The sequence below is a fragment of the Pseudomonas parafulva NBRC 16636 = DSM 17004 genome, assembly GCF_000730645.1.
Classification (GTDB): Bacteria; Pseudomonadota; Gammaproteobacteria; order Pseudomonadales; family Pseudomonadaceae; genus Aquipseudomonas; species Aquipseudomonas parafulva.
This window is the reverse complement of sequence record NZ_BBIU01000022.1, coordinates 20101-32937: the sequence shown is the minus strand read 5'-3', so window position 1 is coordinate 32937 and position 12837 is coordinate 20101. Positions and strand designations below refer to the sequence as shown.

The window sequence follows — 12837 nt, the reverse complement described above, 5'->3', positions numbered from 1 at the left end:
TTTTCGCATTCACCAGACTGACGACGAGACCCCATGGCCAATCCCAGCGCTAGCGCCTATAACGCAGACGCCATCGAAGTCCTCTCGGGCCTTGACCCGGTCCGCAAGCGGCCGGGCATGTATACCGATACCAGCCGCCCCAACCACCTGGCCCAGGAAGTCATCGACAACAGCGTCGACGAAGCCCTGGCCGGCCACGCCCGTTCGGTGCAGGTGACCCTGCATGCCGACCACTCGCTGGAGGTCAGCGACGATGGCCGTGGCATGCCGGTGGACATCCACCCCGAGGAAGGGGTTTCCGGCGTTGAGCTGATCCTGACCAAGCTGCACGCCGGCGGCAAGTTCAGCAACAAGAACTACCAGTTCTCCGGCGGCCTGCACGGCGTGGGCATCTCGGTGGTGAACGCCTTGTCCACCCAGGTTCGTGTGCGCGTGAAACGTGATGGCAACGAATACCAGATGACTTTCGCCGATGGCTTCAAGGCCAGCGAGCTGGAGGTGGTCGGTTCGGTGGGCAAGCGCAACACCGGCACCAGCGTGTATTTCAGCCCGGACCCCAAGTACTTCGATTCGCCCAAGTTCTCTGTCAGCCGCCTCAAGCATGTGCTCAAGGCCAAGGCCGTGCTGTGCCCGGGCCTGCTGGTCACGTTCGAAGACAAGACCAGCGGCGAGAAGGTGGAGTGGCACTACGAAGATGGCCTGCGCTCCTACCTGGTGGACGCGGTCAGCGAGTTCCAGCGCCTGCCCGACGAGCCGTTCTGCGGCAGCCTGGCCGGTAACAAGGAAGCGGTGGACTGGGCCCTGCTGTGGCTGCCGGAAGGCGGAGACAGCATTCAGGAAAGCTACGTCAACCTGATCCCCACTGCCCAGGGCGGTACCCATGTCAATGGCCTGCGCCAGGGCCTGCTCGACGCCATGCGCGAGTTCTGCGAGTTCCGTAACCTGCTGCCCCGTGGCGTGAAGCTGGCGCCGGAGGACGTGTGGGAGCGCATCACCTTCGTGCTGTCGATGAAGATGCAGGACCCGCAGTTCTCCGGGCAGACCAAGGAGCGGCTGTCGTCCCGCGAGGCGGCGGCGTTCGTTTCCGGCGTGGTCAAGGATGCCTTCAGCCTGTGGCTCAACGCCCACCCCGAGCTGGGCATGCAGTTGGCCGAGCTGGCCATCAGCAATGCTGGGCGGCGCCTGAAGGCGAGCAAGAAGGTCGAGCGCAAGCGCATCACCCAGGGGCCGGCACTGCCTGGCAAGCTGGCGGACTGCGCAGGCCAGGACCCGATGCGCGCCGAACTGTTCCTGGTCGAGGGTGACTCGGCCGGCGGCTCGGCCAAGCAGGCGCGGGACAAGGAGTTCCAGGCCATCCTGCCCCTGCGCGGCAAGATCCTCAACACCTGGGAAGTGGATGGCGGTGAGGTGCTGGCCAGCCAGGAAGTGCACAACATTGCCGTGGCCATTGGCGTAGACCCGGGGGCCACCGACCTGGCACAGCTGCGTTATGGCAAGGTATGCATCCTGGCCGACGCCGACTCCGACGGCCTGCACATCGCCACCCTGTTGTGTGCCTTGTTCGTCCAGCACTTCCGCGCCCTGGTCGAAGCCGGGCACGTCTATGTGGCCATGCCACCGCTGTACCGCATCGACCTGGGCAAGGAAATCTACTACGCCCTGGATGAAGCCGAGCGCGACGGCATCCTCGACCGCCTGGTGGCCGAGAAGAAACGCGGCAAGCCCCAGGTTACGCGCTTCAAGGGCCTGGGCGAAATGAACCCGCCCCAGCTGCGCGAAACCACCATGGACCCGAACACCCGGCGCCTGGTGCAACTGACCCTGGACGACGTACAGACCACGTGCGAGCTGATGGACAAACTGCTGGCCAAGAAGCGTGCGGGTGACCGCAAGGCCTGGCTGGAAACCAAAGGCAACCTGGCCGAGGTCATGGTTTGATCCGTCTGCTTCTGGCGGCCTTGCTGGCGCTGGCGGCCCTGCCGAGCGTGGCAGGCGAATGGCCCGAGTTGCAGTTGGTCGCCGAGCACCCCATCGACGGCATGCGTGCCGGCAACCTGTCTGGCCTGGCCCAGTGCCGGGGCAGCCTGTGGGGGGTGTCGGACCGTGATGACGACCGCATCTACCGCCTCGACCAGCAAGCCCGCGTGTGGCGTGCCGAACCTCTGCTGTTCGATCCGCCAGCGGTACCGGAAAGCGGCTTGCCATGGGGGCTCAAGACCCGCACCTGGCTTGCGGGCCTGGTGCGCGGTGGCGAGCTGGATTTCGAGGGCCTCACCTGTGACAAGGCGGGCAACCTCTACCTGGTCAGTGAGGCCCATGCAGCGGTGCTGCAGCTGCCCGAGGCGGGTGAGCCGGGCTGGCTGAAGATTGACTCGGCCATGGTGCGCCAGGCCCGTGCCAGCGGCATGTTGCTGAACTTCAATGCGTTGTTCGAAGGCCTGGCGATCAACCCGGCAGGGGACCGCCTGTGGCTGGCGGCAGAGCGTGAGCGCCGTGGCCTGGTGGCCATCGAACGGCAGCAGTCGGTGTGGTCCTGTGGCCGTGGCTGTGTGCTGCTGAGCGAAGCCGGTACCGAAATGCAGCCCGCGCAGATGCCCAACGCCCGGCCGCGTTCGCGGGACTTTGCCGACCTGGCCTGGTTCGAGGGCAAGCTGTTCACCCTGGAGCGCAATGCCTACCGTATTTGCCGGCGCGACGTAGACACCGGCCAGGTGGAGCGTTGCTGGTCGTTCGCTGCCGATGCACTGGTTGAGCACCGCCGTTACGACCAGCCGTTCGGCGTGGCCGAAGCGCTGGTGATCGATGCCAAAGGCGCCTGGGTCGGCCTGGACAACAACGAGGCTGCCCGGGCCGACGGTGAGGCACGCCCCATCGTCTGGCGCTTCGCCGCGCCGCAAGGCGGCTGGAGCGCCAAGCCATGAGCCAGGCCCCCGGCAGGCGTGCGGGCAGGGTACTGATGATCCTGGCCTGGGCGGCCGCGTTGTTTTTGGCCACCCGCTACTTTGGTGACTGGGAAGACCGCCAGCGCAACCCCAACGCCCAGGTCCAGTCGTCCCACGGGCAAGGCTTTATCGAGGTGCGCCTGCTGGGCAATGGCCAGGGCCACTTCGTGGCCGATGGCGCCATCAATGGCCAGGTGGTGCACTTCATGCTCGACACCGGCGCCACGGACGTGGCCGTGCCCGAAACCCTGGCTGGCAAGCTGGGGCTCACCCGCGGCAGCCCCGTGGTGCTGAGCACCGCCAATGGCCGGGCTGCCGGTTACAGCACACGCCTTGCAGACCTGCAACTGGGTGATATCCACCTGCAGAACGTGCGCGCGGTGGTGATACCCGGCCTGGACGACGACACTGTGCTGCTGGGCATGAGCGCCCTGAAACAACTTGAATTTACCCAGCGCGGCGGCACCATGCTGTTGCGCCAGAACCTGAAATGACGAGGCTCGCATGAGCGACTTACAAGACAGCCTGGATGGCGTAGAACGCCGCTCACTGGCTGACTTCACCGAACAGGCCTACCTCAACTACTCCATGTACGTGATCATGGACCGCGCCCTGCCGCACATCGGTGACGGCCTCAAGCCCGTGCAGCGGCGCATCGTGTACGCCATGAGCGAGTTGGGGCTGGACGCCGACGCCAAGCACAAGAAGTCGGCGCGTACGGTGGGTGACGTACTCGGCAAGTTCCACCCCCACGGTGATTCGGCCTGCTACGAAGCCATGGTGCTGATGGCGCAGCCGTTCAGCTACCGCTACACCTTGGTCGACGGCCAGGGTAACTGGGGTGCGCCGGACGATCCCAAGTCGTTCGCGGCCATGCGCTACACCGAGGCGCGCCTGTCGCGCTACGCTGAAGTGCTGCTCAGCGAAGTGGGCCAGGGCACCGTGGACTGGGTACCCAACTTCGATGGCACCCTGCAGGAACCGGCCGTGCTGCCGGCGCGCCTGCCCAACATTCTGCTCAACGGCACCACCGGTATCGCCGTGGGCATGGCCACCGACGTGCCGCCGCACAACCTGCGCGAAGTGGCCAGTGCTTGCGTCCGTTTGCTGGACGAGCCCAAGGCCACCATCGAGCAACTGTGCGAGCATATCCAGGGGCCGGACTACCCGACCGAGGCGGAAATCATCACGCCGCGGGCCGAGATCCTGAAGATGTACGAAAGCGGGCGCGGCTCCATTCGCATGCGCGCCGTGTACCGCGTCGAAGATGGCGATATCGTGGTTACCGCGCTGCCGCACCAGGTCTCCGGTGCCAAGGTGCTGGAGCAGATTGCCGCGCAGATGCAGGCCAAGAAGCTGCCAATGGTGGCCGACCTGCGGGACGAGTCCGACCACGAGAACCCCTGCCGCATCGTCATCATCCCGCGTTCCAACCGGGTGGATGCGGCTGAGCTGATGCAGCACCTGTTCGCCACCACCGACCTGGAGAGCAGCTACCGGGTCAACGTCAACATCATCGGCCTAGACGGCAGGCCACAGCTGAAAAACCTGCGTGCCCTGCTGCTGGAGTGGCTGGAGTTCCGTACCAACACGGTGCGCCGCCGCCTGCAGCACCGCCTGGACAAGGTGGAAAAGCGCCTGCACCTGCTGGATGGCTTGCTCACCGCCTTCCTCAACCTGGATGAAGTGATCCACATCATCCGCACCGAAGACCAACCCAAGCAGGCCCTGATTGCCCGCTTCGACCTGACTGAAATCCAGGCCGACTACATTCTCGAGACCCGCCTGCGCCAGTTGGCCCGTCTGGAAGAAATGAAGATCCGCGGCGAGCAGGACGAATTGCTCAAGGAGCAGGCCAAGCTCCAGGCCCTGCTGGGTTCCGAGGCGAAGCTGCGCAAGCTGGTGCGCAGTGAGCTGATCAAGGATGCCGAAACCTATGGGGACGACCGCCGTTCGCCGATCGTCGAGCGTGCCGAAGCCAAGGCCCTGTCGGAAAACGAGCTGATGCCGACCGAGCCCGTTACCGTGGTGCTGTCCGAAAAAGGCTGGGTGCGCTGTGCCAAGGGGCACGACATCGATGCCACGGGCCTGTCGTACAAAGCCGGCGATGGCTTCAAGGCTGCCGCTGCCGGGCGTTCCAACCAGTTTGCCGTGCTGATCGACTCCACAGGACGCAGTTATTCGCTGGCGGCCCACAGCCTGCCGTCTGCCCGGGGGCAGGGCGAGCCGCTGACCGGGCGCCTGACCCCGCCACCGGGTGCCACCTTCGACTGCGTATTGATGCCCGAAGACGATGCGCTGTACGTGGTGGCATCCGACGCGGGCTATGGCTTCGTGGTCAAGGGTGAAGACCTGCAGGCCAAGAACAAGGCCGGCAAGGGCCTGTTGAACCTGCCTAACGGTGCCAAGGTGATGACCCCGCGCCCGGTGGCCAGCCGTGAGCAGGACTGGCTGGCGGCGGTGACCACCGAAGGGCGGTTGCTGGTGTTCAAGGTCAGCGACCTGCCGCAGTTGGGCAAGGGCAAGGGCAACAAGATCATCGGTGTGCCGGGTGATCGGGTGGCCAGCCGTGAAGAGTTCGTGACCGATATTGCCGTGATCGCCGAGGGCGCCACGCTGGTGCTGCGAGCCGGCAAACGCACGCTGTCCCTCAAGGCAGATGACTTGGAGCACTACAAGGGCGAGCGGGGCCGACGCGGCAGCAAGTTGCCACGTGGCTTCCAGCGGGTCGACGGGTTGCAGGTCGAGCTCCCGGCCTGACGCCCGCAAGGCCCGCATTGGCGATTTCACCGCCTGTGCGGGCAGAAATGCTGGAGTCGGGCCGCCATTTCGCGGATGATATGCCCCTTGCGGCGCCGGCCTGGCCGTGCGCCCGTTTGAATAATTGTGTATCACTGCGGTATGCCTGAAGGCATCCGCCTGGATGGGATGATGAAATTTCTGCGCATTCCTTTTGCGCTGTTGATGACTGGCTTGCTGGGCCTGGGTGGGTGCACCATGCATCAGCCTGTGGCCCTGTACCAGCTCGACAGCGGTGAGCCTGGCCAGCCGTCGCAGAGTGCTGGCATGGCTGTGGTGCTGGGCCCTGTCTCGGTGGCCGACTACCTGCAACGCGAAACCTTTCTGCAACGCCAGGCTGACGGCAGCCTGAGCGCCGCCACCGATGGCCGTTGGGCCGGTAGCCTTTCTTCGGACATCGACCAACTGCTTGTCCGCCAGCTGGCCTGGCGCCTGGACAGCCAGCGTGTGGTGCTGGCGCCGGCCACAGCGGGTTTCAGCCCGGATGTGCAGGTGCTGCTGTCGATCACGCGGCTGGACTCAGGCAAGAACCAACCGGCCATTCTGGATGCCCAGTGGCGCGTACTCGACCGCCGTGGCCAAGTACGTGACAACCGCATCGTTCACCTTGAGCAACAGCACGAGGGCAGCGAAGCATCCCAGGTGCAGGCCCAGGGCCAGCTGTTGCAAAAGCTGGCTGAGCAGCTGAGCACGGCCGTAAAGCCTCTGGCCAACCAGCCGGCGATTGCCGAGGTTGCGCCGAAAAAACCTGCTGCACCTGCGCAGGTGAAGAAGCAGCCTGAGAAATCGAAGATCCCCATGGCGTCCCCGATTCGTACCGATATGGAAGTCTATCGGTTCTGATCTTGGCGTTAAGTAAGAAAAAGCCCGCTGATGCGGGCTTTTTTGCGTGCGGCTGCTGGGGTGGGTGTCAGACCCGGCCCTCGTGCATGCGCGCCAGTTGCCGCTCGAGCATGGAGGGGTAGGGCTCCATCAGGCGCTCTACGCAGCATGCGCCTTCTGGGCTGGCGATGGGGCGGATGCGGGCACGTTGGCGGATCAGCGCGTCGTCGCTGATCTTGCGTTCCACCAGCAGCAGGTTGCGGCTGTGCTGCGACAGCGCCAGTGCGTCCTGTACCTTTTCTGCCATCAGCACGTCCACCAGCTCCAGCCCGTGCAGGTCGTTACCCAGAGTCAGGCCGAGCTGCAATTGCAGGGTAATGCCGCTGTCGGCCACCTCGATTTGCAGCGCATGGCCCAGGGCGCGCAGCAGCTCGCCGCAGCAGATGGCATTGGTCAGGTAGTCCTCACCGCACTCGCGGCTGTGGAACAGCACCAGCGTGCTGCCGTCATTGAGGGTGTGGGTTTCACCGTCATACAGCGAGGCGGCTTGCTCCAGGCAGTCCTGGTAGCGTTCGGTCAGCTCGGCCAGGCGGGTACGTGGCAGGCGCCGCAGCTGCTCCTGCGAGCCCAGCTGCACGGCCAGTATGGCGCTGAACTGCGGTTCATCCGACTCGATGGGCAGCGGTTTGGGCGCTTCGTCATCCAGCAGGCCGGCAAAGGCTTCGTCATCGTCTTCGTCCACTGCAGCCGGCCTTGCCCGTGGTGCAGGCTTGGCGGCAGGTGCGCTGTGCAGGTCATGCTCCAGCTCGTCCTCGTCTTCCAGCTCCGGTTCCGGCTCTGGAGGCGGTGGCGGGGCCAGGCGTGCGTGCAGCTGGCGGGCGATATCGCCGATCTCGTCCTGGCGGTCGGTGGCCGGGGTGTAGTGCTGTGGGTCACGCAGCCACACCCGCAGTTGCAACAGTGGCAGGGTGATGTAGCGGCCCTGGCGCAGGCTGAGGGTAAGTGCCAGTACCAGCAGGATGGCGGCCAGGATGCCCATGCTCTGCAGGCTGATCAGCATGGGTTGCTGGAACTGGCTCATGTCCAGGCTGATGCGCAGTTGCCCGGCGGTGACGTCCTGGAAGGTGATCTTGGTCTGGTAGACCCCCTCGGTTTCCCCGATCAGGCTGTTGCGCGGGCGCTGCCCGGCTTCGGCGAGGATGCGGTTGTCGACGCTATAGATAGCCGCATGGGCCACCAGCGGGTTCTTCACCAGGTTGCCCAGCAGCACATTGAGGCTGAGGATGTCGTTGGCCACCAGCAGTTCGGTCGCCGAAGTGGCTGTCTGCGTGGTCAGGCTCTGCCCCAGTGCGTCGGCCTGCTCGTGCATGGCCTGCTTGAACTGCAAACCCATCACGCAGGCATAGATCACCAGCGCCAGGGCCACCAGGAAGATGTTGGTGCAGGCGATGCGCAGTGCCAGTGGCACGCGACGTTGACTCAGGGCGCGATAGATCATCAGGAAGAAGTTGTCTGCTTTGACGGGCGTGGGCCGGTTCACTGAGCTCGGCTCTTAATGGCATGAAGTGGGGGGCAGTATAGCGACCCGGGTTTTGTCGGCAAAGTATCGTTGGCGCCCGATGGTCACGGAAAGTCGGTAGAATGCGCATTTTTCATCGAAGTCGGAGCCAGGTTGTGCGCGAAATCGTCCTGATCAACATCACCGGTGAAGATCGCCCCGGTCTCACTGCTGCCATCACCGGCGTCCTGCTGCAGGGCGGGGTGAGCATTCTCGACATCGGCCTGGCGGTGATGCACGGCACCTTGTCGTTCGGCATCCTGGTGGACATCCCCGACAACGAAGTGGCCACCAAGCTGTTGCAGAGCGTGCAGGCCAAGGCCCATGAGCTTAACCTGCAGGCCCGCTACACGCCGATTTCCGAGGCGGATTACCAGCAGTGGGCCGACGGCCACGGTGACGCGCGCCACGTGGTGACCCTGTTGAGCCGCAAGATCACCCCGGACCAACTGCAGCAGGTCAGTGCGGTGATCAGCCAGCACAACTTGACCATCGAGCGCATCGAGCGGTTGTCTGCCCGTGTGGCGCTGGACGCCGATACCAGCAAGGGCAAGGCGGCCATCGAGATTTCGGTGCGCGGTGAGCCTGATGATGCCCAGGCGTTGCGGGCCGAGTTCTTTGCCTTGTCCGAAGCGCTCAGCATCGACATTGCCTTCCAGAAAGACGACCTGTTCCGCCGCAATCGCCGCCTGGCGGTGTTCGACATGGACTCGACGTTGATCGAGGCCGAGGTGATCGACGAACTGGCCAAGGCGGCGGGCGTGGGCGAGCAGGTGGCGGCGATCACCGAGCGGGCGATGCGCGGCGAGCTGGATTTTCGCGCCAGTTTCAAGGAGCGCATGGCGCTGCTCAAGGGCCTGGACGTGGGTGTGCTGGACCAGATCGGTGCGTCGCTGCGCCTCACCGAAGGGGCGGAGACCCTGTTTGCCGAGCTCAAGCGGCTGGGTTACAAAACGGCCATTCTGTCGGGCGGCTTCACCTATTTTGCCCGCCAGGTGCAGGCGCGGCTGGGCATCGACTATGTGTTTGCCAACGAGCTGGAAGTGGTCGACGGCAAGGTGACCGGTGTGGCCGTGGAACCGATCGTCGACGCTCAGCGCAAGGCCGAGCTGCTGCAGAAGCTGGCGAGCGAAGAGGGCTTGCAGCTTGAGCAGACCATCGCCGTGGGCGATGGCGCCAACGATTTGCCGATGTTGTCACTGGCAGGCCTGGGCGTGGCGTTCCGCGCCAAGCCGCTGGTGCGCCAGTCGGCCAAACAGGCCATTTCGACCCTGGGGCTGGATGGGGTGTTGTACCTGCTGGGCCTGCGCGACCGCGACGCGCAGTCTGCGTAAGCGCAGCGTTAGCCGCCTGCTGCGGGGGTGAACGCACTCCACAGGCAGGCGGCGTTATCCCCAACAGGGCATCAGGCTGGCAGGCCGAGCTGCTGCCCCATGCGCACGGCCGAGGCTGCGCCCAGCGATTGCGCCCACTTCACCTGCTGTGGCCCGAACAGGACGATGGCAGTCGAACCCAGCTTGAAGCGGCCCAATTCGGCACCTTTCTCCAGGTGGATGGGCGCCCGGCTGGCTTCGTCGTAGCGGAAGGTTTTCAGCTCACGTTTGGGTGGCGTCACCAGCCCTGCCCATACGGTCTCGATAGAGGCCACGATCATCGCCCCCACCAGCACCACCGCCATCGGGCCGCGCTCGGTGTCGAACAGGCACACCACGCGCTCGTTGCGCGCGAACAGCTCTGGCACGTTCTCTGCCGTGGTCTGGTTTACCGAGAACAGCCGGCCGGGCACGTACACCATCTCGCGCAGGGTACCTGCCAGCGGCATGTGCACGCGGTGGTAGTCCTTGGGGGACAGGTAGATGGTGGCAAACTCGCCGCCCATGAATGGCGCAGCCATGGCCGGGTCGCCGCCCAGCAGTTCCTGGGCGCTGTAGCCGTGGCCCTTGGCCTGGAAGATGCGGCCGTGTTCGATGGGGCCGAGCTGGCTGACTGCACCGTCTGCAGGGCACAGGATGCTGCCGGGCGTGTCGTCCAGCGGCCGTGCACCTGGCTTCAGGGCGCGGGTGAAGAAGGCGTTGAAGTGCTCATAGGCGCTCAGGTCTTCGACCAGCGCTTCGCTCATGTCGACCTGGTAGCGTTTGGCGAACCAGGCGGTAAAGGCATTCTTGAACCAGCGCACACGGCACTCGGCGACGCAGCCGGCCAGCCGTGACAGCAGGTGGTGCGGCAGCAGGTACTGGCTGATGATGAACAGACGGGATTTCATGCAGGTTCCTTAGACTTCTACAGGCGTGTCCGGGTGGTTGCCCCATTCGCTCCACGAGCCGGCATAGGCTTTGACACGTGGGTAGCCGAGGGCCTTGGCCACCAGGTAGGTGAAACCGGAGCGGCGGTGGGTCTGGCAGTGGGTGATCACTTCCTTGTCCGGGGTGATGCCCAGTTGCTGCAACACCTGGGCGATGTCAGGGCGGATGCGCAGGTGGTCGTTGAGGTCCATGCCGGCGGTCCACTCGAAGTTGATCGCACCGGGTATGTGCCCGCCCTTGGCCGCCAGCACTTTCTCGCCACTGAATTCCTGCGGACCGCGGGCATCCCAGATGACCAGGTCGTCGGCGCCCAGGCGGCTTTGCAGGTACTCGCGGGTGGCAGTGGGCGTAGTGTCGATGTGCAGTGCCACTGGCGTAGTGCCCTTGGCCGGGGCCTCGGTGGACAGTTTGTCCGCAGGCCATGCCTGGATGCCGCCATTGAGGTAGTGGTAGCGCGTGTGGCCGATCACGTCGAGCAACCAGATGAAGCGCCCGGCCCAGCCGCCGCCGTCATCGTCGTACACCACGTACACCGCATCATCACGGTGGCCCAGCTCACCGAACAGTTTTTCCAGGTCGCCCAGCGCTGGCAGCAGGCCAGGGGCCGGTGGCTGACCGAGCTGGGTGCGTTTGCCGTCGACAAAGTGCGCGCCCGGGACATGCCCACTGACATAGCGGTTCGCGCTGCTCAGGTCGACCAGGATCAGCTGGGGCGAAGCCAGGCGTGGCAGCAGGTCTGCGGGCTCGATCACCAGCGGCAGGCCGGAAAAGTCGCTCATCCACGGTCTCCAGTGTGCAAAGAGGGGCGATTGTAGCGCAAGGCTCAGGCCTTGCGGTTGGCAAACACGGTCAGGGCCCGTTCGATGCATTGTGCGGTCTTGCCGAAGGCCTGCACGCTGATATCGGCCATGGGCCTGCAGCCCTGGTCGGCGACCATCAGCATGAGTACCTGGTCATTCACCGCCAGGGAGCGCAGCAGCACGTGCTCGCCGCGGAACAGGGCACGCAGTGGGGCGGGCAGCAGGGCGTTGAACTGGGTGTGGTTCTCGGGGGTAATGCGCAACTGCCCCGCCTGGGCCATCATTTTTTGTAACAGCTTGTTCGGCGCAACGGGCAGCACCAGGCTCGCGGCCTCTTTGGGCAGGCCGGCCACCTGCTGCACGCGCAGGCAGTCGTTGGCCCGGTCGAGCCCGAGCAGCAGTACGCGCTGCAGGCCGCACGCCAGCAAGGCCTCACGGGCCTGGGTGGCGAGGTGGACGGTGTTGGTGAACGGGGTCGGCTGGGCCAGCAGGTCCTGGCAGAGCGTGCGCCAACGTGCCAGGTCGTCACTGGTAGGGGGCGGCGGTGCCAGCATGTCTGGGTGCGGTCGGCGCTGGTGCCAGGGCCAGATCAGCGCCTCGGCGGGGTGGAACAGCGCCAGCCTGGCATGGCGGCGGGCACTGGCAGCGGCCTGCTGGTGCATTTGCTGCTGCACGTCTTCCAGCGACGTCTGCAGGTAAAGCGCGGTCAGCAGTTGCCAGCGCAGCAGGTGCGGGTTGTCCCAGCCCACCTGGGCGGCCAGGGCCAGGTTGTTGGCCAGCAGTACGGTGTTGGCCGGCTGGTTGAACCAGCGGCGCAGGCCGGGCTCGGCGTCCAGCCTGTGTTGCTGGCTGAGCAGGTCTTCGTCGCGGGCGATGTTCAGCACCTGTGCCAGTTGCTCGCGCTCCTCGAGCAGCAGGCGATAGCCCAGCGTGACCCACTGTGGCAGGCGCCAGTGCTCGGCCATGGCTCGGCACAGCTCCAGGATACGTACGCCAAACAGTTCATGCTCGACCTCTGCGGCTACCTCGCCTTTGTGGATGACCCGCAGCTCCCAGGTGTCCAGCAGCTTGGGGTGGGCCAGCGCCAGTGGCCACAGCGGCGACAGAAACAGCAGGCTGCCCCAGTGGATTTCCTGCCAGAGCCGCGCCAGGCGGCTGGCGAACAGCCCACTGGCCTGCTGCGAGGCATGCTGGCTGATCAGCTGGAACTGGCAGAGCACCGGTGGGATGTTCTCGGCTGGCACTGATGGCAGGCGCTTGAGCAACTGCGCACTGCGCTCCAGCCCCAGGCGGTTCAGGGCCACCTCCAGGCTTTCGGCAGGCTCGGCCTGGCTGGCGTTGGTGGGGTGGTTGGCTTCACGCATCACCGACAGCACCAGGGCGGGGCTGTCCTGCATCAGTTCGGCGATATCGCGCAGTGAGCGGCGATTGTCGTTGATGGCCGCCATTACCCGGTCGTAGCTGTGCTTGGGCACAGGTATGCGAATGCTTTCCAGCAGCTTTACCCAGGCCTCTAACGTACGTGGAGCCTGGCCGGGTACCTTGGTTTCGATTGGCATTTTGACATCAGTCCGAACTGGCTTTTCGCTTTGAGTGGCTATAGTCTGGCGCAG

At 65.1% G+C, this 12837-nt stretch carries 10 protein-coding genes; 6 read left to right on the top strand and 4 right to left on the bottom strand.

Annotated elements, in window-relative coordinates:
• The first annotated feature begins 33 nt into the window (after nucleotides 1-33).
• From parE to PPA02S_RS15005, 5 genes are all read left to right on the top strand, one after another.
• Nucleotides 34-1938: a DNA topoisomerase IV subunit B gene (gene parE / locus PPA02S_RS15025; RefSeq protein ID WP_028631856.1), complete on the top strand. Its 1905-nt coding sequence runs from the start codon at nucleotides 34-36 to the stop codon at nucleotides 1936-1938.
• Nucleotides 1935-2921: an esterase-like activity of phytase family protein gene (locus tag PPA02S_RS15020; RefSeq protein ID WP_028631855.1), complete on the top strand. Its 987-nt coding sequence runs from the start codon at nucleotides 1935-1937 to the stop codon at nucleotides 2919-2921. Before parE ends, PPA02S_RS15020 begins: the two co-directional genes overlap by 4 nt.
• Nucleotides 2918-3436 carry a retropepsin-like aspartic protease family protein gene (locus PPA02S_RS15015; protein ID WP_028631854.1) on the top strand — a complete coding sequence of 173 codons (519 nt, stop codon included), beginning with the start codon at nucleotides 2918-2920 and terminating at the stop codon, nucleotides 3434-3436. The genes PPA02S_RS15020 and PPA02S_RS15015 overlap by 4 nt, the downstream gene beginning before the upstream one ends.
• A 10-nt stretch (nucleotides 3437-3446) precedes the next feature.
• Complete coding sequence (parC, locus tag PPA02S_RS15010) at nucleotides 3447-5702, top strand: DNA topoisomerase IV subunit A (RefSeq protein WP_028631853.1); 2256 nt, start codon at nucleotides 3447-3449, stop codon at nucleotides 5700-5702.
• A gap of 171 nt (nucleotides 5703-5873) precedes the next feature.
• A complete protein-coding gene (locus PPA02S_RS15005) occupies nucleotides 5874-6584 on the top strand; it encodes a PqiC family protein (protein ID WP_028631852.1) in 711 nt (236 codons plus the stop codon).
• Nucleotides 6585-6651: 67 nt separating this feature from the next.
• On the opposite strand, the gene PPA02S_RS15000 is transcribed toward PPA02S_RS15005, so the two are convergent.
• Nucleotides 6652-8103 (bottom strand): AhpA/YtjB family protein, encoded by a 1452-nt coding sequence (locus PPA02S_RS15000; protein ID WP_028631851.1) that lies wholly within the window; start codon nucleotides 8101-8103, stop codon nucleotides 6652-6654.
• A gap of 134 nt (nucleotides 8104-8237) precedes the next feature.
• Between PPA02S_RS15000 and serB the strand changes: the two genes are divergently transcribed.
• On the top strand, nucleotides 8238-9455 hold the full coding sequence (gene serB, locus PPA02S_RS14995) for a phosphoserine phosphatase SerB (RefSeq protein WP_028631850.1): 1218 nt from the start codon (nucleotides 8238-8240) through the stop codon (nucleotides 9453-9455).
• A 71-nt stretch (nucleotides 9456-9526) separates the two neighbouring features.
• Here serB and asd read toward each other — a convergent pair whose 3' ends face one another.
• Genes asd through PPA02S_RS14980 form a run of 3 tightly spaced genes read right to left on the bottom strand, consistent with a single transcriptional unit; the run spans nucleotide 9527 to nucleotide 12783 of the window.
• Nucleotides 9527-10384: an archaetidylserine decarboxylase gene (asd, locus tag PPA02S_RS14990; RefSeq protein WP_028631849.1), complete on the bottom strand. Its 858-nt coding sequence runs from the start codon at nucleotides 10382-10384 to the stop codon at nucleotides 9527-9529.
• Between the two features lie 9 nt (nucleotides 10385-10393).
• Complete coding sequence (locus tag PPA02S_RS14985; protein WP_028631848.1) at nucleotides 10394-11203, bottom strand: rhodanese-like domain-containing protein; 810 nt, start codon at nucleotides 11201-11203, stop codon at nucleotides 10394-10396.
• 44 nt (nucleotides 11204-11247) lie between these two features.
• On the bottom strand, nucleotides 11248-12783 hold the full coding sequence (locus PPA02S_RS14980) for an HDOD domain-containing protein (RefSeq protein ID WP_028631847.1): 1536 nt from the start codon (nucleotides 12781-12783) through the stop codon (nucleotides 11248-11250).
• Between the last annotated feature and the right edge of the window lie 54 nt (nucleotides 12784-12837).